A 21,926-nucleotide genomic window follows, 5' to 3' on the forward strand; every position below is an offset into this window, starting at 1 on the left:
GCGTCACACAGCGTGACCCGCGCCGTAGGGATCTCTTCCGGCGCCGTGGTGTAACGTACAGCCCAGGAGTGGCGTGGCCTTGCCTGCACACCACTGCGGCAAAGCGAGTCGCCCGCTTTCACCCCATCTCAAAAAGGACATCGCATGGGTAACTTCAGCATCTGGCATTGGATCGTTGTTCTGGTATTTTTTGGGATGATCGCTGCCGTCATCAGCATCATCGTCTGGGCCGTCAAACGCGCATCACGCAAGCCTGATGCAATTGCAGGAAATACGACAGCGGCGACGACCACGCAATCCCGGCTGGACGAACTCAATCGGCTCAAATCGCAGCAGCTGATTACCGACGCCGAATACACCCAGCGCCGCGCCCAGATCCTTAGCGAACTGTAAGCGAGGGTCGCACCCGGTGAATCATGTCAGTGCGGTGCTGGATCACCAGATCCATGTCGTATGCGCGCCCGGCGCCGTCTATCAGCAGCTACTGATGCAAGGTACTGCAACGAATGACGGCATCGCACTGGACTTTCGTACACCCCAGCAGCAGGCCGCAATGTTCAGCCTGCTGCATTCGCTGCAACTTCCGTTTGCCTATGCACCCGCGGGCTGGCCACGGCCACCGGCCGCCATCTTCGCGCAGCTCAGATAGCAGGGGTTGGTGCATGGCGCCATGATCACGGTGACCTGGGCTGCGCCTCACATACCTGTGCTGGGCATTGGCTGATATTGCATCTCAGCAAAGAAGGGCACCTTTAGCCGCTCATTTTGCGGTTTGGGTAACCGATCAACGTGCCGTCAGACAGGCGACCTCCTCGCATGTAGGTCCTGCAATCTCGACAAAGATGATCGCGTCCGGGTGGTAGGCTAATTGGCTCGCCACCGGGCGCGGTAGCCATGGCGCTTACGTCCGAAAGTTCGACCGATACCCCGCCGCCCACAGGATGCGCCAGGACGCCCACCACCAAAGGAAAGACAATGCAGCGCAGCACAACCCAACACATTACCCGGGCAAGCAAACCCGTGATGTCCCTTTGCCTGCTGGCGCTGTTGGCGGCCTGCACATCGCCGTCCACCGACGCCCAGGCGACCAGCACCGCCGACAAGACCGGCAGCGTCGCCGCAGATGCCAGTACCGCCCCCCCAGCCTGCGCGGCTGCAACTAACGCCTCACCAGTGCAGGCAATGGTCTGCAAGGACCCGGCCCTGGCGCGTCTGGACACCGACTTGGCCAAGGCCAGCGCTACCGCGCGTGACACGCTCGATGCAGCAGGCAAGGCGAAACTGCAGTCAGAACAAGAACACTGGCAGCAGCACACCCGTGACCTCTGCGCTGACGCACAGTGCCTGAAGCAGGTCTACGCCGACCGCATCCAAATCATGTCGGCCACCCGCACCGCGTTGGCCGACCAGGCTAGCTGTGTTGCAGTGGAAGGACAGAAGGACTGCGTGGACGTGATGAAACTGCGCGACGCCAACAGCCAATTAGCCAATTTCAACACACTGATGGGCCAGAATTCCCAGAAGGGCACTCTGATTGGCTGCACGGCAGCGACCAACCTGTCTGCGGGGACTGCGGGCGGCAATGATCTGTTTGCCGCCAATTGCACACTGCAGAGCGCGGCCGGCAAGAGCAACGTACAGGTCTGCAGCAACCAAATGATAGGAAACTTTGTAGTCGAACCGGCCCCGGCCGCCTACGGCGACAAAGCCGTCGCGCAACTGGTGGCTTTCACACAGCAGCACTGCGCCGGCTGAACCCCGCTCCCGCCCACCCGAAGGAACACCACCATGGCAACGGAATCCACGATCACTCGCGAGCAGCTGAGCACGCTCTATCTGAATACCGAACTGGGAGGCAATACGCGCCACCTAGACCACTTCTCGTACGCCCAGAAGGGCAGCAGCACGTACTCCTTCGGGCTGGTGCAGTTCGATGTGGGCAGGAACCCTCAGGCGCAACGCTTCCTGCGCGACAACGGTTTCAACACCGATGACATCGCCCTGCTTTCCCAGCAAGGCGGCCTGAGCAGCCAGCAACTGAGCGCGCTGGATGCAAAATTGCAGGCCATTCCCAAGGCCACCATCGACCAGTTCACCAACACCAAACTGGACAGTGCGATCGAACGCGTGGACGACGCGATTACACGCGTTCGTGCAACCAATCCTGCCGCTGCCGATGCCATCGCTGCGAACCCGGAATTGCAGCTGGCCATGGCTGACTACGACAACCAGTTCGGCAGCATGGGGCCGCAGTTCGTCAGCTACCTGGCCGGCAATGAAGTCACGCTGCAAGGCGGCAAGATTCACGCCGGCAATCCGCCGACCCGCGCCGATGTGCAGACCTTCGTTGAATCGACCAAATACGGCATCGAGTCGCCGGGCGCAGTCACTAGTCGTGATGCACGCTTCGACACCGCGATGACCCAGATGGGTATCACGCCCACTGCCACACCCTCGCATGATTCACCCTCAACGCCAGGCGCGCCGGCGGCGGGCGCAGTGCTGGTCAGCGGTGCGCGCGGTGACAACGTACAGGCCATGCAGCAGAAACTCGCCGACCTGGGCTACCTGGGTAAGGATGGCGCGCCACTGGTGCCCGACGGGCACTTCGGTTCCAGCACCTTGCAGGCGGTGCAGCAGTTCCAGAGCGACCATCAGCTGACCGTGGACGGCAAGGTCGGGCGCGGCACGCTCAGCGCCCTGGATGCCGCCGTCCAACAACAGGCGGAGCAGGCACAGAAAGTCGCCGAGCCGACCATGGCAACCCCGGGACATCCAGACAACCCCCGCTTCCAGCAGGCCGCGGAAAAACTCGAAACGTTGGAAGAGCAGCGTCGCCAGGGCGGCCTGACGCCGCTGTTCAAGGATCGCGACCAACTGGAGAACGCGGCAGGACAGGTGGCCTTTGAATCCAAGGTCGCCGGCATGAGCAGAATCGATACGGTGGTAGCGCGCCTGGATAACCAGGGCTTGTTCGCAGTGCAGGGCCAGCCGAACGATCCTGCTGCCCAGCGTACCTATATCGACTTTTCGCAGGCGGTGAATCACGACCTGCAGTCGAGTACACGGCAGAGCCAGGCACTGGATGCAGACCCACAACAGCGGCAGGCACAGGAACAGATGCAGACCCAGCACGCGCCATCGCGCTGACAAGCCGGGTCTCGATTGAACACAGAACGGGCGCTTGGGGCGCCCGTTCTGTGTCTACGTCACATGCCATGCACTGCGTATCTGCAGTTAAGGCTAAGCACTGCGGGTCTGGTGCAGGTTCACGCGCTACGGGGATGTCCTTGCCCCAATGCTGCTACATCGCTATATGCCCGTCCGGTGGGCGCGTTGCTAATGCGGCATCGCGCCACAAAATCTGCGCTGCGCAGTTGCACACAAAGTTCTCACGGCCGCCAGTTCGCGTTAGCCTCCCAAAATGCCACGCTGCGCCGATACGCGTCGCGGTCCAGCGGCACGCCCGAGCCGCCCTCTTCCACGCCTAGCGCATTGCGCAACATGGTGATCGGCGTCATCGGGATTTCGTCCGGCTCAGCGGTGTAAAGACAACCGACCACGCCCCAGTCCGCATCGATGGGTGCGCCTTCCTTGGCCAGCTGATCGCGGCGATACCATCCCGCGCGTGACAGGCGTCAAGAATCGGCACATGACGCATGCGCAGTTGAGCACGCTTTAGTCTTTCGCTTGTATGGCCCGCTCCGAGCGGGGACGCTTTTTTCGTGGCTGCCTCACTGATGCAGCGGCGATCACCGCAACAGGCTCTTCTCTTCAATCAGGAATATCGCCATGAAAGTATTTTTTAGATCGCTCTCGCGTTGGGTCCAGAGCTTCGGCGCCCGCAAGCTGGGCTACATCTACACCTATTGATCCGTCCGCCACCGTCGCGTGGCATCCTCGCGAGAGGAGGCGATCCGCCTCATCTCGCGCCCCTCGCTTCGAGACCTTGGAGCGCAGCATGCACGCGTTCGCCGGCTGCCATCGCGACCGACATGCGGCAATCGGCATGATGCAGTGGCGTGTGCCCGCATGGTGCTGCGCGTGACCGAGACAGGACGGCTTCCGCCCGGGCCTCGGGGACACTGGGCGTTCGGCAATCGACAGGCATTCACCGCAGATCCGCTGGGCTTCCTGCAAGCCAGTGCACGCACTTACGGCGATGTGGTGCGGATCGCCGAGCGCACCTATCTCCTCGCAGCACCGGCGATCATCGCCCAGGTCCTCGGCGACGATGGGGCTCTTTATGCCAAGACCGATCCGGACCCGCGCGCGCGTCGCGCCGCATTTCCCGCGTCGGTCATGAACAGCGACGGTACCGAGTGGCGGCACAAGCGACGGACGCTGCAACCCGCCTTCCGCGCCAGCTTGGTGCGCGCCTACGCCATACAGGCGTCCGCTGCGACGCAGGCCTTGCTGCGAACACATGACGACACCGACCCTGCGCAGGATCTGCGCCCGACCATGACCGCGCTGTGCGCGCAGCTCGGCGCCGGCTTCTTGCTCGGCGATGCGACGCAGGCTCCGGCGCTGCTGCGGATGCTGCCGATGGTCGACGCGATCCTGCAACAGACGCGGACGCCGTCCGCAGCGCCGGCCTGGTGGCCGAGCGTCGGCAAGCGCCGGCTGACTGCCGCGCGCGGAGCGCTGGACGTGGCGCTGACGCAGATTCTCGATACGTCGCGTCCTGCCGGCACCGACTCGATGCTCGAACTGCTCCGCCGCGACGATCCGCATGGACGCAGCGACTGGCGGCGCGACGAGGCCGCGGCAATGCTGATGTCTGCGCTGGAACCGATGGCGGCCGGGCTGACCTGGACCTTAGTTGCTGCTGGCACAGCATCCATCGCTCGCGCAGGCAGTCGCAGAGGAAGCCGACGCGGCCACCGACCTCGACGCCGCATCCGATGACGCCTGCGGCGATGCCCTCATCGAGCGCCTGCCGCTGGCCCGCGCCTGCGTGAAGGAAGCCATGCGCCTGTATCCGCCGGCATGGATGACCGCGCGCATCGCGCAGCGCGAGACCACCCTGGACGGCTTCGCGGTCCCGCGCGGCACCCAGCTGATCGTCAGTCAATGGGTGGTGCAGCGCGATCCGCGTCACTTTGCCGAACCGGAGCGCTTCGTGCCTGCACGCTGGTTGCAGACGGCCGCACATGCACCAGCGCGCTACACCTACTTCCCGTTCGGCGGCGGCCCGCGCAGTTGCATCGGCAGCATGCTGGCGCAGGTGCAGATGACCGTTGTCGTCGCCAGCCTGTTGCGTCTGCGCACGCTGCACCTGGCGGCGGATGCGCGGCCCACGCCGTTTCCGGCGCTGGTGCTGCGCCCGCTCGACGTCCGCATCGCCCTGCGGCCGCGCACGGCCAGTGTGGCCCTTACCTCGCACGCTGCCATAGCCGCGTCCCTCTCCTACCCTCTAGAACCTCCGCATGGCTGACTCCACCGCATTCGCCAAGACCCGCGAATATCCCAACCGCTTTTTCGATTCCGCAGCGTGGAACGAGCTGGCGTTCCGGCACGGCGACATCGTCATCGCCAGTTATGCCAAGGCCGGCACCACCTGGCTGCAACAGATCGTCGCCCAACTGATCTTCGAAGGTGCGGCAGACGTCGACGTTTCGCGTCTCTCACCGTGGCTGGACAGCGTGCATCCGAACCGCGCCAGCAAACTCGCGCTGCTGCAGGCGCAGACCCATCGGCGTTTTATCAAGACCCACCTGCCGGCCGATGCGCTGGTGATCAGTGCGCGCGCCAAATACCTGTATATCGGCCGCGACGGCCGCGACATCGCGCTGAGCCTGTACGACCACCAGTGCGCGGTGAGCCAGGACGCGCAAGCGCGCCTGGACGCTGGCGCGGCTGGCGTGGGAGAGCCCGGCAAGCTGCGCGTGGTGCCGCCGCCGAGCCTGCCGGTGGACGAGTACGTGGCGTACTGGCTGGCGCACGACGGCGCACCGTTCTGGCCATTCTGGGAGGGCGTGCGCAGCTGGTGGCAGCAGCGCACACAACCGAACGTGCTGCTGGTGCACTACGCCGACCTCCTGCACGACCTGCCGGGACAGATACGCCGCATCGCAGCGTTCCTGGAGATTCCTGTGCGCGACGCGGCCTGGAAGGCGATCCTGCACCACTGCCGCTTCGACTACATGCGCCAGCACGCGGCACGCTACGTGCCGCAGGGTGCCGGATTGTGGCGCGAGGGCGGCAAGGCTTTCTTCAACCAGGGCCGTGCGGGGCGCTGGCGCTCCCTGTTGCCGGCGTCTGTCGTCGCCGCCTACGCGACACGCGCACAGGCGGAACTGTGCAGCGAAGCCGCACAGTGGCTGGCGCACGCCACCGAGCCGGCCACGTGAGCCTGCGCATCATCGGCGCAGGCCTCGGCCGCACCGGCACCTTGTCGCTGAAGCTGGCGCTGGAGCATCTGGGATTGGGCCGCTGCTACCACGCCATGGAACTGGCCGCGCAGCTGCGCCAGGCCTTGCCGTTGTGGGAGCACGCGATCGACGGGCAACCGGACTGGGACGCGATTTTCGCCAGCTATACAGCAACCACCGACTATCCGGGCTGCTGCTTCTGGCCACAACTGGTCGCACACTTCCCGCACGCCAAGGTGATCCTGACCGTACGCGACCCAGACGCGTGGTTCGATTCGGTGCATGCCACGATCTTTTCCGGCGACGGCAGCGTACCGTCGCTGTTCAGCAACCAGGGCCAGCGGCTGAGCCGGTTCCTGCGCCGCGAGCTGGGCGAGCGGATCGGCGAGCGCGCCTTCATGACCGACTACTTCCGCCGCTGGAACCAGACCGTGATCGAGCGTGTGCCGGCGCAACGCCTGCTGGTGCTCGATGCCGACACGGAAACGGGATGGGAACGGTTGTGCGCCTTCCTGGAAGTGGCCGTGCCCGCATCGCCCTATCCGCGCGTGCACGCGCGTGGCGCGGGCAACGCACCCGCACGCGCCCTGCCCACCGAGCCGGCGCTGATCGAAATGCGCATGCGCGCCTATCTTGACCGCCTCGCCGAAGAGGCGTTCGCGGCGCCACCCGGCCAATGAGCGGCGCCGTGCGGGCCATGAAGCATCGAAAAACGCATCCCGATCGGATTGAATACTCGGGCAGCGTCGGAGCTCACGCCAAGCGCACAGACGACAGCCGAGATGCTCCGTGCTCGCTGCGCTCGACGATCTGCAGCCGCGTCGAGAAGGACGCAATGGGGATGTGCAGCGGCTTGCTGCATCGATTTCGATCCGCTCGACAGCGGTATGCCAAAAGCAAGGTTCTGCTGGGGCGGGTCACGCCCAGCACCGATGCCACCGAAATGATCCCGACCGGCGCTGCCTCGGGCGACGTTAGGGCCGCCAGTTCGCGTTGGCCTCCCAAAATGCCACGCTGCGCCGATACGCGTCGCGATCCAGCGGCACGCCCGAGCCGCCCTCTTCCACGCCTAGCGCATTGCGCAACATGGTGATCGGCGTCATCGGGATTTCGTCCGGCTCGGCGGTGTAAAGGCAACCGACCACGCCCCAGTCCGCATCGATGGGTGCGCCTTCCTTGGCCAGCTGATCGCGGCTGTACAGGATCGGCAGCATGTACTGCGCGATCGGCGGCTCGACGCCTTCGAACCAGCGTACCAATACCGGCAATTCCTGCGTGTTGCGCGCTTCATAACCGGAGCGCAGCAGGTGACGGTTTTCTGCGCTGATCGGTACCGTCAGGCAGCGGGTGCTGGTCCAGTTGTGGTGCACATGCAGCTGGCAAAACGCCGCGTAGCCTTCGATCACGCGCAGCGGTGGCGCATCGTTGAGATGCTGGATGAACTGCTCGGCGGTACAGTCCTGGATCGCATTGCGACGGCCATCGCGCGGAAACAAACGGGGGCGGGCAAACGGCGTGAGAACGATCGACATGGCAACAGGGTCGGGGGCAAAGAGCGCCAGGGTAACGCGCAGTACTGCGCGCGACCACTTACCAGATCAGATCGTCAGGCACCTTGAACTGGCTGTAGTAATCATCGTCGCTATCGCTCGATGGCGGCGCGGGGTTGCGCGCGTGGTCCAGCACCACAGTGCCTGGATCGCGGCTGTAGACCTTGTCGGCAGCCACGCGCGGAATCAGTTCGAAACCCTCGCCATGTCGCACGATCACCAATGCGCCACTGGCCAATTGGCTGCGCAACGCCGGATTGACCAGCACGCTGCGGATGACGCTGCCATCGTTGAAGCGGTAGTCGATCTCGCCTTCGCGCTTGACCTTGCTGGTCTCCACGATCTGGCGCACCTGCGCCTGCACTTCCTGCTTGCGCAGCTGCGCATTGCGTTCTTCGGCCAGCGCACGATCGCGCTCGGCACGCTCGGCCTGCAACCGCGCCGCATCCACCTTGTCGGCATCGGCAGGCGTGACCGCCCCGCCCTTGGCGTGCCGTTGCTTGACCTGCTCACGCGCAACCTTGTCCACCTGGGCTTTTTTGACCAGGCCAGCCTTGAGCAGCTGTTCTTGCAGTGGATTACGCATGGGCGACATCGGCAGTGGACTGGCCGCTAGTTTAACGCGGCCGGCGCCAGGCACCTGCGTCGCCGGTCCTGGCCAGCGTGTGCCACCCGTCGCCGCTAGGCAGCCGGGCAGGTGCGCAACCAGCCGAGCAGCGTTTATCATGCATCACTTCCATATAGTTCAAGGACGAATGATGATCATCTGGGGATCGGGCGGCGACGCCATCGCACTCGGAGCCGCCGACGGCGCGCATTGCGACCAATGCGCGCAACAGCGCAGTTTTCGCAATGTCCTGCATTACCGCTACGCGCACCTCTGGTACATCTTCAGCTGGGTCACCAAGAAGCAGTACTTGCGTGTGTGCGACGGCTGCAACCACAGCACTGCGCTGGACACCAAAACCTTCGAAGCGTCTCAGGGCAAGCCACCGATTCCTGCCTATCGCCGGTTTGGCGGGCTGGTCCTGCTCGGGCTCATTGCGGTCCTGGTGGTGTTTGGCGCCTACAGCGCCTCGCAGACATCGAAGCAGGACAACGCACTGCTGGCGCAGCCTGCGGCAGGCGATTTGTACACCGTGGACCTGCAGACGGTGGCGCCTGGCGCCTACGATGGACACGCTTACGGTGTGGTGCGGGTGCAAAGCGTCAGTGGCGAAACCATCACCTTGGCACTGCCGCAAAAGGGCTTCAACAAGTGGAAAGGTGCCGAGCGCGATGCGGGCGGCAGCACTGCGAAGCAACCGACCTATTACACCGACGAACACATCGAGCTACCGCTGACCAAGCTGCAGGAATTGCATACGCGCGATGAGCTCCGCCACGTCTATCGTTAAGCACGCCTAGCCAGCCGGTGCGGCCTACGCTGCACCGGCTGCACTACGCGGCAATGCATGCTGCCCGCGATGTCTTGCCGCCCCGTTTTGCCGTATCGCTCGCTCGAGGCAGCGCCCACCGTGTTGCAACATCGAGCGCACTCACGTTGTCCAACAGCATGCGCACAGACAGCGCATTGCCTGCAGCGTGTCACGCCTGCAGTGGCCGTCGTCGATAGCGACGCACGCCGGACCAAACGCGTTAGCCGCTGAAAACACACTGGCCCGATGCCCAGTGTTCCAGCAGGAGGGGATCGCGCGCATTTGTGCGACCGACCGCCCTGTTGCCACCGAACCCCACACGCAGTTTCGCGGTTGGTGGCATTGAATACGTATGCACACCACCGATGTTGCGGCGCGATGCGCGCTTAGCATCACCGCGCGCTGCACGCCGTGCGCGCGCTTTCCGGAACAGGGGCCGGAGGCCTTGATGTGGGCATCGCAGACTGCGCGCGAGCTCGCTCTTACCAACTGGAGAACCATCCGATGCGCAACACGCTAGCTCACGCTCCACCCTCGCTCATGCAGCGTTGCGGCCGCCTGCTGCTGACAGCGCTGGTCTTGCTGCTGACCACCGCCAATGTGCAGGCCGATGTCATCCTGCATGCCTTCAACTGGCCCTACGCCACCGTGGAAGCACGCGCCAAAGAGATCGCCGATGCCGGCTATCGCAAGGTGCTGGTGGCTCCCGCCTATCGTTCGCAAGGCAGTGCATGGTGGGCGCGTTATCAACCGCAGGATCTGCGCGTGATCGACGGCCCGCTGGGCGACACCGCTGCGTTCTCACGCATGGTGCAGGCGCTGGCCAACAATGGCGTTGAAACCTATGCCGACGTGGTGCTCAACCATATGGCCAACGAAGCGGCGACGCGCTCGGACCTCAACTACCCCGGCAGCGCGGTGTTGTCGCAGTACGCAGCCAACCCGGGACGTTACGATTCGCTGCGCCTGTTCGGCACCTTGCAGTCGAACTTTCTGAGCGCCAGCGACTTTGGCCCGGCGCAGTGCATCACCAACTACAACGACGCCTTCCAGGTGCGCAATTACCGCATCTGCGGCGGCGGCAGCGACCCGGGCTTGCCGGATCTGGTCGGTAACGACTGGGTGGTGCAACAGCAGCGCGCCTATCTGCAGGCACTCAAGGGCCTTGGCGTGACCGGCTTCCGCGTGGATGCGGCCAAGCACATGACCTTCGATCATCTGAACCGCGTATTCGATGCCGGCATCCGCTCCGGCGTCTATGTGTTCGGCGAAGTGATCACTGGCGGCGGTATCGGCAATGGCGATTACGATCAGTTTCTGGCGCCATATCTGCAATCCACGCCGCATGCGGCCTACGACTTTCCGTTGTTCAACGCAGTGCGCAATGCGTTTGCGGTCGGTGCCAGCATGCAGCAGCTGGTGGACCCGGCGAGCGGCGGGCAGGCATTGCCGGGCAATCGCGCAGTGACTTTCGCCATCACTCACGACATCCCCAACAACGCCGGCTTCCGTTACGCCATTCTCGACCCGGTCGACGAAACCCTGGCCTATGCGTATCTGATCGGCCGAAATGGCGGCATGCCGATGGTCTACACCGACAACAACGAGAGCGGCGACAACCGATGGGTCAACGCCTACCAGCGCGACGACCTGCGCCGCATGATCGGCTTCCACAATGGCGTGCAGGGCACCGACATGCAGGTGTTGTCGTCCAGTTCCTGCCACATCCTGTTCCGTCGCGGCAGCATGGGCATCGTCGGCATCAACAAATGCGGTAACCCGGTCACCACCACCGTCGGCATGAACAACAGCGTGTTGTACTGGAATGCAGACTACGTGGATGCGCTGGGCTCGGGCAACGTGGTGCGCATTACCAGCGGCTCCTACACGTTTACCCTGCCGGCGCGTGGCACACGGATGTGGCGGCGCTGATCCCGACCGCAGCCATGTGCCCACCGGCGTTGCCTGCATGTGCAGGTGATGTAAGAACGGCTAACAGCACGTAGCGAGCAGTCGTCAGGTGGGAGTGGACGGCGCGGAGGAACCGGAGTGTACGCGTGGTACATGCCGCACCGAGCAACGTCCGCGCCCGCCTCGCGGTGAGCACAGTCGTTTTGTTGGCTGCTCGAAATCGCACCTGTACACCTGGCAGTAACCAGATCTCGCAAGCTGGATGCCGATAAGGCAACTGCGTGATCGTCAACCTGTTGACCGCATCAACCAACGCCTGTGCCGCATTTCGCGTACACAGGCGTTGTGCGTCTGCGGGCAACATGATCGCTTCGTATCGCGCAACGACACTGCGCGCATGCCGTCGCACTCGATGACACGCGCACACGAAGCAAACGGGTGCGATCGACACATCCTTGGTCAGCAGATGAATCGATCGATAAAAACAGCGTTCGCGTCGCAACGAAACACTCGGCTCGCCGGACCTACTGGCAATCGGATGCATGCCGCCCCACCTGCCCACATGGCGTGCAATCGGTTGACCGCGAGCCGATGGCCTTGCCGCATGAGCAATGATCGACACAACGTCGCAAGCAACCGTCACATGGGCTGACGGCGCGAGGCACCGACGGATACGCGGCCTATGCCGCATCCATCAGCGGTCGCCTGGCAGCTGTGCAGGCGCCGCGTCGGCAACTCGTGTTGCAACGCTACCGGACTCACCGATCAGTGGTGCATTACCGGAGCCCAGCCCATGCCTTTGTACTTCGTCCGTCATGGCGAGTCGCTCGCAAACGAACAGAACTATTTTGCAGGCGCGCAGAACTCGCCACTCACCCCGCTGGGCCGTCGCCAGGCGCGCCAGGCAGCCGATTACGTTCGTCAACGCGGGCTGCACTTCGACCAGGTCCACGTGTCCACGCTCGAACGCGCGCAGGTAACCGCGACCATCATCCTGGAAGGCGTCACCGGGACCCCGCAGGTGATCTCCAGCGCTGCATTGGTGGAGCGCGATTTCGGCATCTTCGCCGGCAAGAACAAAACGCTGATCAAGAAGTCGATCGGCCACCGCCTCTACGACGCCTGCTTCCACGATGCCGACGGCGCGCCGCCCGATGGCGAACACTGGATGGACATGTATGCCCGCTGCAAGCATTACTACGACACCGTGCTTGCGCCATTGGACCGGCAAGGCAAGCAGGTGCTGGTGGTGGCGCATAAATACATCGTCGAGGTGTTTGCGCTGATCGCCTCCGGCCTGCCACCTGCCGACTACATCGATTTCCGGCTACCCAACTCCCGGCCGCTGTCGTGGGACGAGCTCAAGCAAATGACTGCGCGCAGCTCCTCGCGCATGAACTATCTGGGCGAGCAAACCGAAATCCATCTCCTGCAATGGATGTTACTCGCCGCGCTAGGCGGCTTCGCGCTGTCGTGCGTGGGCGTCCATGTGCCGCATATTGCCAGCACCACAGCCATCGTCGTCTTGCTGGCAGTCAATGCGTTCTTCCTGTCGGTACGCATCGAGGCCGGCGCATTGCGCCTGACCCAGGGGCCGGAAAACATTGCGCTGTGCGTGATCAGCGTGGCACGCGCGCTCTGCGCCATGCTGTTGCTCACACAGTTTCAGAACGAATGGATCCATGTGATTGGTTTGTTGTTGATCGTGCCGCCGGCGTTGTCGGTGCCGACCTTCTCGCTGGCACGCGGCGGCGATTACTTTTTTGCAGCGCGCTACACGCTGGTGTTGTCGGTGCTGCTGCCGCTGCTCTTGCTGGTGCTGGTTGTGGATCACCGTGAGCTGCTGGGCAACGCGCATGCGCTGGAGCGGTTCTTCGTGGTGCTGCTGCTTGCCTTGGCACTGCCCTCGCTGGCCGCACAGGGATGGCGGCGCGCGCGGCCGATCGCAGCCGGCAAGCTCGCGACCAACTGGGGCTGGGTGGGCGCATTGACGATGGTGCCGATGGCCTTGCTGGTCGGGCTACGCACCGAAGGAACCGCACTCGTACACGCATTGATGGATGGCGGTTGGCATGCCTGGGGCGCATTGCTGCTGCCGTTTACACTATTGCTGGCGTGCCGCGTGGGCAGCGCCTTGTACTTACGCGCGCACCAGCGCGTGACCGGCAAGCGGATCGACGCCGGCATTGCGGCAGACATTCACCTACTGCAGACCTCGCCCAATATCTTCCTGTGGCTCAGTCTCTTGTTGCCTGGCACGTTTACGCATGCGCCCACGCTGGTCGCCGGCACCTTGCTGGGTTTCTTCGCGTTTGCGTTGCTCGATGAGACGTGGGTGGTCAGGCGCTTCCGCGCGCAGATCACCCCAGCGCTGCGCAAGCCGGCGAGTACACCCCTCTCGGTGGCGGATGTCCGCAACGCCGAAAACGTCGGGCAAGACGACGTGGCACTGGAAAGCCGTTGATCGGCACATGCGCAGCGGCGCTGCCACTGCGCATGTGGCGCGATGGCATTGAAATCATCGTGCAAATCCGCGATCAAGACGAAACAACACCGACCAATCGTCGGTGTTGTTCTTCGGCACGGTCACCGCGATAGCGCGACCGACTTACCAGGCAAACGGCGCGGTGACCGTGCGTGCCCCAAGCAAAAACGCATCGGCCACATGCACGAACGGAGCGACATCCACCTCCGATTCGCCGGCACGCACCAACTGCACAAACCGCCGATACAGGCCGTCGTATTCGCTGGACGCGGGCACGGCCTGCGCCTGCCCATCGATGTGCAGTTTGGCACCGCCTTCGCTGAGCGTCAGTACGCCCTGGGTAGTTTCCACTTCGATATCCCAGCGCTGGTGGCCGGTCTGCAGGAAGTCGAACTCCGCCGTCACCGGCACGCCGGCGGTATCGACGAACGCAAGCCTGGCGTACAGCGGTGCCTGACGGTTTTGCGGTGTGTGCAGCTCGGCCTCGCGCAATGCGAAGCTGCGCGGCAACAGGTGGGTGACGATGGACAACGCATTAATGCCGGGATCGAACACGCCCATGCCGCCGGGTTCGAGAATCCAGTCCTGTCCGGGATGCCAGTGGCGGATGTCTTCCTTCCAGGTGATGTGCGCACGCACGATCTGCTTATCGGCCAACCACGCGCGTGCGGGCTCCACGCCGGCCGCGCAACGCGAATGCCAACTGGTGAACAGGCTGCGCTGCGCGTGCTGCGCCACCTTGCGCAGGTCGTCGATCTCGGCAAGCGTGGCGGCCGGCGGCTTTTCGAGAAACACATGCCGGCCAGCGCTCAACGCTGCCTGTGCCAAGGCATGCCGCCCGACCGGTGGCGTGCACAAGGCGACGGCTTCAAGCTCCGGATGCGCGGCGAACGCTTCATCCAGGGTGTGATACGCCGGGACGCCATCGACCGTGCCATGCCGGCTCACCGTGGCCACCAACTGCACGTCCGGGCGCGCGGCGATGGTCGGCACGTGCTGGTCGCGGGCGATCTTGCCGATCCCGACAAGGGCAATGCGCAATGCGTCTGGATGCTTCATCGAAACCTTCGTGCTGATAGGGGAGTCGTGCTGGTTGCTTTGCACTGCCTGCTGCGACGGCATCGGGCCGACGCAACCTGTGGTGCGACCTCCGGCCACACGTGTGCGACGGCGCAGTGTACGGTCAGGCCATAGCCCGCTGCGAGACATCGCTCCTGCTTGTTTTGCTATACCTGCATGGGCGCCATGCAGCGGCTCCGTCAGCATTCCGCGGCGCGGCGCCTGGCTGACAGATGCGATGCAGGCCACTGCGTCGATTTCTGCAAGCGCCTTGACGGGCTGCAACCACTGCAGGCGATTGACCCAAGGCATCCGCACACACCAGGATCGCCAGCCGGCACACGCGCGCCACTCATCACAGGACTGCATCGATGCTGCATCACATATCCATTGGCGTTGGCAACATCGAAACCTCAGCCGCGTTTTACGACGCCGTGCTCGGCGCACTGGGCTATGTGCGGGTGTGGTCGGACCTGGAACCAGGCACGCTCGATCAGGCGGTCGGCTATGGCCGCCCCGGCGGCGAGGATTGTCTGGCGTTGAAACAGCAACAGGCAACGCACTGCGCGCCGGGCAGCGGATTCCATCTTGCATTCGCAGCCAGCACCGCCGCTGCGGTAGACGCTTTTCATCTGGCCGCACTTGAGCACGGCGGTCGCAGCAACGGCGTGCCCGGTTTGCGCCCCGACTACGGCGACGCGTATTACGCCGCGTTCGCCATCGACCCCGATGGCCACCACATCGAAGCGGTGGTCGATCGCAGCGCATAAGCGCCTGCCAGCGGTATCGGCTCGCGTCCTCATACTGCTGAGTTTCGGTCGTCCGTTGTCTGCGGAACTCGCAGCGACGACCGCGTGCGGACTACATCTCCAGCACCACCTTGCCCAGATGGCTGCCCTGCTCCAGATAGCGATGCGCCGCGGCCGCCTCACCGAGCGGGAAGCGCTTGTCGATCAGCACGCGGATCTTGCCTTGTTCGATCCACGGCCACACCACGCGCTCGACCTCCGCGGCAAGGCGCGCCTTTTCGTCGGCATTGCGCGGACGCAGGGTCGAGCCGGTGAGGATGGCCTGCTTGCGCATCAGCTGCGGAATCGGCACCTCGATGGTCGAACCGGCCTGCGAGGCGATGTAGACGATGCGCCCGCGCGGGTTGAGCGCTTCCAGCGTATCGACAAAGACCGCAGCGCCCACCATGTCGAGCGCCACGTCCACACCGCCATGCGCCTTGGCCACGGCCACAAACGATTCGCTGGTGGAATCGATTGCCACATCGGCGCCCAGCTCGCGCGCCTGCGCCGCCTTGCCGGCCGAGCGCGCAGTGGCCAACACGTGCGCACCGGCGGCCTTGGCCATCTGGATGGCGGTGACGCCAATCCCTGAAGTCGCACCATGCAGCAACAGCCATTCGCCGGCCGCCAAGCGGCCATGCTCGAACAGGTTGGTGTAGGCAGTGAAGATGGTTTCCGGCAACGCGGCCGCCTGCACCAGATCCATGCCGGCAGGAATCGGCAGCACATGCCGCGCATCGACCGCCACATATTGGGCATAGCCACCGCCGCCCAGCAGCGCACACACACGGTCGCCCACCTTCCAGCGACCGGCCGGCTCCACGATCTCGCCGGCCACTTCCAGACCCAGCGTTTCCGGCGCGCCCGGCGGCGGCGGATAGTGCCCGGCACGCTGCAGCAGATCGGGGCGATTGATGCCCGCCGCATGCACGCGGATCAACACCTGCCCCGGCGCCGCGCGCGGGCGCGCCTGCTCGGTGGCATACAGCGCGTCGGCGTCGCCCTTGCCATCGCGGATGGCGATGGCGGTCATCGTGGTGTCGGACATGAAGGCGCTCCGTTAAAGGGGCACCCAGTGTAGGTAGGCAGATGTCAATGCATGGCGTAGAGCGTGCGACGCCGCTGCACACCAGGCCTGCATCGCGCGCGCCTGCGTGCAGCAGACGCGCGTGGCAATGCTCACTCCTGGTCGGGAGCGACGCCCTGGTCGATGTACTGGCGGATCGCTTCGAACACCTTGGACGTGCCGTCGTCCTCGCCCGACGGCAGACGGCAGACGCGCGGCAAAGTCGCTCAGCAACTTGCTGCCATCCACACCGGGCTGTTAGAGCGTGTTATGCACTTTGAGATGAGATGCGTTGGCTGTCAGCGGTGCGGAGCGGGTGCTGCGTGGCGCCGGCTTGGCTGGCGCCAAGGCAAGCCGCGCGGCGGCCGCTCCGTGCCGCTGACGGCCAACCCTCCGGGAAGCGCCCTGTGGCGCGCCGATACCGCGTTGCGCGCCTTGCCCAGGCAGCCAGCCTGGGCTGCAGCGCACGCCTTGTCTCGACGCGCCACAGGACGCTTCGCACTCACCTCAAAGTACATAACACGCTCTAGGCCAAGGCGGGCGCCAGATCGCCGACGCTGCGCGCCAACGCCACCCAGATGCGGCCCAACGATTCGGCGATTACGTCCATTTCCTGCTCTTGCATGTCGCGCTCCGATCAAGTGGCGTGGGGTAGCCGAGCTTACCGCCCGCGCCGCGCCGCGCGACAAGTGCATGCAAACAGGCCCGACCATGAAACCGCGCTGCATTGCGCACCTGCACGCTGGCATCGCCGCCAGGCAATCGGGACACTCGCAACCAAATATGCATTCATCGCGATGAAGCGATATTATGCGAGCACGATCCGCCGGACCCGCCGCGATGACGCATCTCAGTTTCGAATTTTACCCGCCCAAGACCGACGACCAGCGCGCGCAGCTGGACCGCACCGCGACCAAGTTGAAGGGTTATGCGCCCGAGTATGTGTCGTGCACCTTCGGCGCCGGCGGCTCCACGCTCAGCTACACCTCCGAGACGGTGCGCCACCTCAAGCAGAAGCACGGCTTCGAATCGGCGCCACATCTGTCCTGCGTGGGCGGCAACCGCCAGGAGATTCGCGAACTGCTCAAGCTGTATCGCGCCATCGGCTGTACCCGCATCGTTGCGCTGCGCGGCGACCTGCCCTCGGGCATGGGGCATCCGGGCGACCTGCGCTATGCCTCGGACCTGATCGCCTTTATCCGCGCCGAGCACGGCGATGCCTTCCGGATCGAAGTCGGCGCGTATCCGGAAACCCATCCGCAAGCGGTCGATGCGTTGAGCGATCTGCGTTACTTCAAGGCCAAGGTCGATGCCGGCGCCGATGCGGCGATCACCCAGTATTTCTACAACGCCGATGCCTACTTCCATTTTCGCGACGCGGTGCAGCGCATGGGCGTGGAGGTGCCGATCGTTCCCGGCATCATGCCGATCTCCAATTTCTCGCAGCTGCGGCGTTTTTCCGAGCAATGCGGGGCCGAGATCCCGCGCTGGATCGGCAAGAAGATGCAGTCGTATGGCGACGACGCCGATGCGGTGCGCGCCTTCGGCGCGGAAGTGGTGGCCAGTTTGTGCGAGCGCCTGATTGCCGGCGGCGCACCGGCGCTGCACTTCTACACGCTCAACCTGGCCAAGCCCACCACGCAAGTACTGCAACTGTTGGGGCGCTGAGCGCAACTACGCGCTTGGCCCACTTGCGGCAACCCGCCGGTACAAACGATTCAACTCCGGCGGGCGCGGCCAGCTACGTCACGCGCGCCGGCGCGCGCTCTTTCGCGTTTCTCGCCAGCTCACGCGCGCCCGGCTACGCTGCGCGGATGCCTCGCCTCCTGCCAATGATGTTGCTGTTGCTTTGCCTGCCTGCCGCCAGCCGCGTGCAGGCACAGGAGATCCGTCGCTGCGTCACGCCGGACGGGCAAACCATGTTCACCGACCGCCGCTGCGAAGACGTGGGCGCCGCAATGCGCGCGCCACCGGCCCCGCGCACACAGGGCAATACCGGGCTACACCGCTATGGCTGCCCACGCCGGCTGAGCGAGCTGGTGTCGCTCCTGCAAAGCGCCGTGGACAGCCGCGACGTCAATCGACTGTCCAGCCTTTACCTGTGGAGCGGGCAATCCGACGCGGCGGCCAACCAGGTACTGAGCCGGCTGGAAGCCATCGTGCAACGCCCGCTGCTGGACATCGCACCGATGTATCCGCAGACCGATACACCGACCTGGGAGGCAGACACCGCCGCAACAGCCCCGTCGCTGGATGGCAGCGCGATCGATGCGCCATTGCCCACGCCCACACGCCCGCGCCCCTGGGGCCTGCGCCTGGAACAGAACCTCGCCAGCGGTACGCCTGCGCGCAGCGTGTTGCGCTTGCGGCGGCAGTACAACTGCTTTTGGGTGACGTTTTAAGTCCGCTTGCAATAAAGACTGCACGCAGCGCAGCGCGGTCGCCGCCGATGCCCGGAATCTGCATGCAACACCGGGGTTTATGAGCACGCCGCCTGAGCCGCGCGACGACGACTCGTTCCGTCTTGTCAGCCGGCCTCACGATGGCAGCGAGATTGCATATCGCATCCTTGGGCGATGGCGGCGATGACCACCGCTGTTCCGAACAACCCGCCGACCTAAAGGCAGCCGGCACACAGGGACTAAGCGCGGCTGACACAACCTAGCGAGCAGTTGTGAGGTGGGTGCGGCGGAACCGGAGTGTACGAATGGGTAGAGGCCACAACGAGCAGCGGCCGCACGCGCCTGGCGGCTGCACAGTCGTTTTGGTAGCCGCGCCAGGGTCACGATGCGCCTGAAGGCTGCGCGGCAAGCCGGTGCATGAGCTCTGCGACCGCCTGCTGCGGGCTCAGCAAAGCGCTGTCGATCACCAAATGCGGCTCTGTCCATGCCACATAGTCGTGCGCCAGGACGGAAGACCACTCCGGCACACGCAGTCCGGGGATCTCGCTACGCCGCGATTCAACGCGCTGCCGGTGCACCGCGCGATCGCTGCAGATCACTTCGATCTCCAGCAAGTGGCTCTGCGTGCGCTGCGCCACCGCGCGCCAGGATGCACGGGTGACCGGCAACGGATTCACGCAGTCGGCGACCACCACATGGCCTTGGCGTAGATTGGCCTGCGCAAGTGCGTAAGCGATCAGGTAGCCGGCCGCCCCGACCTCGGTGGCGAGCTCACCGCTCTCGCGCAGTGCCTGCTCGATCGTATCGATGCGCAGATAAAACGCGGGCCACTGCGTCAGCAACGCCTGTGCAATAGCGCTCTTGCCCACGCCCGGCAATCCACCGAACACCACCAGCGTCGGTAGCCGTTCGCTTACTGCGGCCACAGCGAGCGAATGGCCGCAATGCCTTGCGCGCCATGCGAGCGTGCTTCGCGTAGGTCGGCCGCCTGCATGCCGCCGAGCGCGTAGATCGGCAGCGATACCTGCTCGCGCAGGGTTTCGAATCCGTCCCATCCCAGCGGTGTCGCACCCGGGTGCGATGCGGTGATCTGCACCGGCCCCAGCACCGCAAAATCGCAGCCCAGCCGCTGCGCATGACGCAAATCTTCCAGTCCATGGCACGAGGCGGCAACCAGTTGTTCTGTGGGCAGCGGGCGCTCCTGCAAACCGGCCAACTGCTCCGATCCCAGATGCACGCCGATACCAAGTTCCGCAGCCAGTGCGACATCGCGATTGAGCAGCAACTGCGCGCGCGCACGACCGCGCAGGCGCATCACCTGCTGCAACAACGCCTGCCAACGCGCAGGCGCAACCTGCCGCCCACGCAGCTGGATGCGGGTCACGCCGTCCTGCAGCGCGCTTTCCAGACCTTCCAGCCAGCGCGCGTCGTCCTCGGGCTCGGGCGTGATCAGATAGCGGTCGGGCTGACGCAGTACGCCCACTACCGGCACGTCGGCCGGCGGCATCGAATAGCGAGCCAGCTTGTCGGCCGCCACCCAGGTCATGGCCTGGCCTTCGCGGCCGCGCGGGCTGCCTTTCCAGGAAGCGATGTGGCGCACTTCCAGGCGCAAGCGCTTGTCCGGATACAGCTGCGGCACATCCATGACCCACTCGCCGACCTGGGCCTCGATGCCGAGTTCTTCATTGAGTTCGCGTACCAGCGCCTGCTCGGAGGTTTCGCCGGGCTCGCGCTTGCCGCCGGGGAATTCCCACAGGCCGGGCATGTCGCGGGTTTCGGTACGCCGCGTCAGCAGGATGCGGCCGCGCGGGTCGGTGATCACGCCAGCGACGACGTGAATGGATCTTAGGGAATCAGGCATGCAATAAGAGTGCCGCGAGTGAGCGGTTCAACGCAATCACTCGGACCGCAGCCGAATGGGAATGCGAGGCTAGAGACACGCCAAGGCAAACCTGGCGCACGCTTCGGCCACTCCCGAATCTCCAATCACAAATCCCCGACCCTACAACGGATGCCCGATGCGCCAGAGCACCCCGCTGGGATCGTGCAAGGTGAAGTCGCGCGCGCCCCACGGCCGGTCTTCAGGCGCACTGCAGCTCACCCCGAACTGCTCGTCCAGACCGGTGTCGTGCACGTGCTGCCACCAGCCATCCGCGTCGTCCACCCACAGGTGCAACATCAGGTTCTCGGCCAGCTCACGCAGATAAAAATCCTGCAGCAAAAACGCGCAATGGGTGCCATGCCGGAAACAAGTCACGTTGCCCACCTCGTCCTCCTGGACGAAGCCCAGTGCGCGATAAAAGCGCTGCGACAACGTGTAGTCGCGCGCAGGCACGAATACCTTCAGTTGCTGGCTGGACAACGACATGACCGCACTCCACGCAGGACGTGGACCTGAGCATACGCCCGCAGTCGCACAGGCGGAAAAGCATGTCTACGGTGGGAACAATGAGCACCGCAAGAGATGCGGGAGCGTAGAGCAGACCTCGCCGTGCTGACACTCACCGGGAGAGCGCTTGCCAAGTACGCTCGCCGTCCACACTCTGGTTTCTCGAAAACGCCGTCGACTCTCCGCGAGCAACGCCCGGCAGGAGGCGCCAAAGGCGCGGGGATCGGAAACCAGGCCATGCACCCGCATCCGGCTTCACGTATCCGGCTTCCCAGGAAACCCACGAATACGCGTCGTCAGCAGAGCTCGCTTGGTAGAGGGCGCATGCCGAAGGCGCAAGCATCAAACGCGAAGACGTATCCCCTGCGCGTACGCCATTCCGTACCCGGACTTTGGAGACCCCCCAAGAATCCCTTCGTAGGTAGAGCCCCCTTGGTAAGGGGGCGCGCCGAAGGCGCGGGGATCGGAAGCAATACCG

Annotated in this window: 18 protein-coding genes, 1 other RNA gene and 2 pseudogenes; 12 read left to right on the top strand and 9 right to left on the bottom strand. The window is 64.5% G+C overall.

The genetic code is table 11. From position 1 onward, the window contains the following. The first annotated feature begins 144 nt into the window (after nucleotides 1-144). The 3 genes from RQH86_RS07425 to RQH86_RS07435 all read left to right on the top strand — a co-directional run bounded on the left by RQH86_RS07425 (nucleotide 145) and on the right by RQH86_RS07435 (nucleotide 3,150). The gene (locus RQH86_RS07425) at nucleotides 145-393 is read left to right on the top strand and encodes an SHOCT domain-containing protein (RefSeq protein WP_115527119.1); all 249 of its coding nucleotides are present in this window, start codon (nucleotides 145-147) and stop codon (nucleotides 391-393) included. Nucleotides 394-975: 582 nt separating this feature from the next. Further along, complete coding sequence (locus RQH86_RS07430) at nucleotides 976-1,755, top strand: hypothetical protein (protein WP_115527118.1); 780 nt, start codon at nucleotides 976-978, stop codon at nucleotides 1,753-1,755. Between the two features lie 33 nt (nucleotides 1,756-1,788). Continuing rightward, on the top strand, nucleotides 1,789-3,150 hold the full coding sequence (locus tag RQH86_RS07435) for a peptidoglycan-binding domain-containing protein (protein ID WP_115553047.1): 1,362 nt from the start codon (nucleotides 1,789-1,791) through the stop codon (nucleotides 3,148-3,150). 242 nt (nucleotides 3,151-3,392) lie between these two features. Here the strand turns inward: RQH86_RS07435 and RQH86_RS07440 are convergent. Then, nucleotides 3,393-3,611: pseudogene (locus tag RQH86_RS07440) on the bottom strand (DUF3228 family protein); the annotation flags it as partial. 514 nt (nucleotides 3,612-4,125) lie between these two features. Between RQH86_RS07440 and RQH86_RS07445 the strand changes: the two are divergent. From RQH86_RS07445 to RQH86_RS07455, 3 genes and pseudogenes are all read left to right on the top strand, one after another. After that, a pseudogene (locus RQH86_RS07445) lies at nucleotides 4,126-5,440 on the top strand (cytochrome P450). Next, nucleotides 5,433-6,356 carry a sulfotransferase domain-containing protein gene (locus RQH86_RS07450; RefSeq protein WP_311239782.1) on the top strand — a complete coding sequence of 308 codons (924 nt, stop codon included), beginning with the start codon at nucleotides 5,433-5,435 and terminating at the stop codon, nucleotides 6,354-6,356. Before RQH86_RS07445 ends, RQH86_RS07450 begins: the two are co-directional and overlap by 8 nt. Next, on the top strand, nucleotides 6,353-7,057 hold the full coding sequence (locus RQH86_RS07455) for a sulfotransferase (protein WP_311239783.1): 705 nt from the start codon (nucleotides 6,353-6,355) through the stop codon (nucleotides 7,055-7,057). The genes RQH86_RS07450 and RQH86_RS07455 overlap by 4 nt, the downstream gene beginning before the upstream one ends. Nucleotides 7,058-7,351: 294 nt before the next feature. Here RQH86_RS07455 and RQH86_RS07460 read toward each other — a convergent pair whose 3' ends face one another. After that, a complete protein-coding gene (locus tag RQH86_RS07460; RefSeq protein WP_115584358.1) occupies nucleotides 7,352-7,909 on the bottom strand; it encodes a DUF3228 family protein in 558 nt (185 codons plus the stop codon). Between the two features lie 58 nt (nucleotides 7,910-7,967). Then, nucleotides 7,968-8,513 carry a DUF2058 domain-containing protein gene (locus RQH86_RS07465; protein ID WP_311239784.1) on the bottom strand — a complete coding sequence of 182 codons (546 nt, stop codon included), beginning with the start codon at nucleotides 8,511-8,513 and terminating at the stop codon, nucleotides 7,968-7,970. Nucleotides 8,514-8,685: 172 nt separating this feature from the next. Here RQH86_RS07465 and RQH86_RS07470 point away from each other — a divergent pair, with 172 nt between their 5' ends. Beyond that, a complete protein-coding gene (locus RQH86_RS07470; protein ID WP_311239785.1) occupies nucleotides 8,686-9,324 on the top strand; it encodes a hypothetical protein in 639 nt (212 codons plus the stop codon). 582 nt (nucleotides 9,325-9,906) lie between these two features. After that, a complete protein-coding gene (locus RQH86_RS07475) occupies nucleotides 9,907-11,277 on the top strand; it encodes an alpha-amylase family protein (protein WP_311239796.1) in 1,371 nt (456 codons plus the stop codon). 58 nt (nucleotides 11,278-11,335) lie between these two features. Here the strand turns inward: RQH86_RS07475 and RQH86_RS07480 are convergent. Continuing rightward, a non-coding RNA gene (locus RQH86_RS07480) (sX9 sRNA) lies at nucleotides 11,336-11,411 on the bottom strand. A gap of 638 nt (nucleotides 11,412-12,049) precedes the next feature. Here RQH86_RS07480 and RQH86_RS07485 point away from each other — a divergent pair. Next, nucleotides 12,050-13,720 carry a histidine phosphatase family protein gene (locus RQH86_RS07485; RefSeq protein WP_311239786.1) on the top strand — a complete coding sequence of 557 codons (1,671 nt, stop codon included), beginning with the start codon at nucleotides 12,050-12,052 and terminating at the stop codon, nucleotides 13,718-13,720. 144 nt (nucleotides 13,721-13,864) lie between these two features. Here RQH86_RS07485 and RQH86_RS07490 read toward each other — a convergent pair whose 3' ends face one another. After that, nucleotides 13,865-14,800 carry a Gfo/Idh/MocA family oxidoreductase gene (locus RQH86_RS07490; RefSeq protein WP_311239787.1) on the bottom strand — a complete coding sequence of 312 codons (936 nt, stop codon included), beginning with the start codon at nucleotides 14,798-14,800 and terminating at the stop codon, nucleotides 13,865-13,867. Nucleotides 14,801-15,171: 371 nt separating this feature from the next. Between RQH86_RS07490 and RQH86_RS07495 the strand changes: the two genes are divergently transcribed. Next, complete coding sequence (locus RQH86_RS07495) at nucleotides 15,172-15,570, top strand: VOC family protein (RefSeq protein ID WP_311239788.1); 399 nt, start codon at nucleotides 15,172-15,174, stop codon at nucleotides 15,568-15,570. 91 nt (nucleotides 15,571-15,661) lie between these two features. On the opposite strand, the gene RQH86_RS07500 is transcribed toward RQH86_RS07495, so the two are convergent. After that, a complete protein-coding gene (locus RQH86_RS07500) occupies nucleotides 15,662-16,639 on the bottom strand; it encodes an NAD(P)H-quinone oxidoreductase (protein ID WP_311239789.1) in 978 nt (325 codons plus the stop codon). 858 nt (nucleotides 16,640-17,497) lie between these two features. Between RQH86_RS07500 and metF the strand changes: the two genes are divergently transcribed. Next, on the top strand, nucleotides 17,498-18,325 hold the full coding sequence (gene metF, locus RQH86_RS07505; RefSeq protein WP_055850966.1) for a methylenetetrahydrofolate reductase [NAD(P)H]: 828 nt from the start codon (nucleotides 17,498-17,500) through the stop codon (nucleotides 18,323-18,325). 146 nt (nucleotides 18,326-18,471) lie between these two features. Beyond that, entirely contained in the window at nucleotides 18,472-19,059 is a 588-nt protein-coding gene (locus RQH86_RS07510) for a hypothetical protein (protein ID WP_311239790.1), read from the top strand. A gap of 380 nt (nucleotides 19,060-19,439) precedes the next feature. Here the strand turns inward: RQH86_RS07510 and RQH86_RS07515 are convergent, their stop codons facing one another. The 3 genes from RQH86_RS07515 to RQH86_RS07525 all read right to left on the bottom strand — a co-directional run bounded on the left by RQH86_RS07515 (nucleotide 19,440) and on the right by RQH86_RS07525 (nucleotide 21,427). Further along, complete coding sequence (locus tag RQH86_RS07515; protein ID WP_311239791.1) at nucleotides 19,440-19,985, bottom strand: AAA family ATPase; 546 nt, start codon at nucleotides 19,983-19,985, stop codon at nucleotides 19,440-19,442. Then, a complete protein-coding gene (locus tag RQH86_RS07520; RefSeq protein ID WP_311239792.1) occupies nucleotides 19,973-20,920 on the bottom strand; it encodes a Nudix family hydrolase in 948 nt (315 codons plus the stop codon). The genes RQH86_RS07515 and RQH86_RS07520 overlap by 13 nt, the downstream gene beginning before the upstream one ends. Nucleotides 20,921-21,061: 141 nt before the next feature. Beyond that, nucleotides 21,062-21,427, bottom strand: coding sequence for a glyoxalase (locus RQH86_RS07525; protein ID WP_311239793.1), 366 nt, complete (start codon nucleotides 21,425-21,427; stop codon nucleotides 21,062-21,064). Nucleotides 21,428-21,926: the final 499 nt, after the last annotated feature.

This window comes from Xanthomonas sp. WCS2018Noco2-27, from assembly GCF_031843525.1.
Lineage (GTDB): Bacteria > Pseudomonadota > Gammaproteobacteria > Xanthomonadales > Xanthomonadaceae > Xanthomonas.

Coding starts and splice junctions, on each gene's coding strand:
- RQH86_RS07425 (WP_115527119.1), top strand. CDS start 145: ATGGGTAACTTCAGCATCTGGCATTGGATCGTTGTTCTGGTATTTTTT.
- RQH86_RS07430 (WP_115527118.1), top strand. CDS start 976: ATGCAGCGCAGCACAACCCAACACATTACCCGGGCAAGCAAACCCGTG.
- RQH86_RS07435 (WP_115553047.1), top strand. CDS start 1,789: ATGGCAACGGAATCCACGATCACTCGCGAGCAGCTGAGCACGCTCTAT.
- RQH86_RS07450 (WP_311239782.1), top strand. CDS start 5,433: ATGGCTGACTCCACCGCATTCGCCAAGACCCGCGAATATCCCAACCGC.
- RQH86_RS07460 (WP_115584358.1), bottom strand. CDS start 7,909: ATGTCGATCGTTCTCACGCCGTTTGCCCGCCCCCGTTTGTTTCCGCGC.
- RQH86_RS07465 (WP_311239784.1), bottom strand. CDS start 8,513: ATGCGTAATCCACTGCAAGAACAGCTGCTCAAGGCTGGCCTGGTCAAA.
- RQH86_RS07470 (WP_311239785.1), top strand. CDS start 8,686: ATGATCATCTGGGGATCGGGCGGCGACGCCATCGCACTCGGAGCCGCC.
- RQH86_RS07485 (WP_311239786.1), top strand. CDS start 12,050: ATGCCTTTGTACTTCGTCCGTCATGGCGAGTCGCTCGCAAACGAACAG.
- RQH86_RS07490 (WP_311239787.1), bottom strand. CDS start 14,800: ATGAAGCATCCAGACGCATTGCGCATTGCCCTTGTCGGGATCGGCAAG.
- RQH86_RS07495 (WP_311239788.1), top strand. CDS start 15,172: ATGCTGCATCACATATCCATTGGCGTTGGCAACATCGAAACCTCAGCC.
- RQH86_RS07500 (WP_311239789.1), bottom strand. CDS start 16,639: ATGTCCGACACCACGATGACCGCCATCGCCATCCGCGATGGCAAGGGC.
- metF (WP_055850966.1), top strand. CDS start 17,498: ATGACGCATCTCAGTTTCGAATTTTACCCGCCCAAGACCGACGACCAG.
- RQH86_RS07510 (WP_311239790.1), top strand. CDS start 18,472: ATGCCTCGCCTCCTGCCAATGATGTTGCTGTTGCTTTGCCTGCCTGCC.
- RQH86_RS07520 (WP_311239792.1), bottom strand. CDS start 20,920: ATGCCTGATTCCCTAAGATCCATTCACGTCGTCGCTGGCGTGATCACC.
- RQH86_RS07525 (WP_311239793.1), bottom strand. CDS start 21,427: ATGTCGTTGTCCAGCCAGCAACTGAAGGTATTCGTGCCTGCGCGCGAC.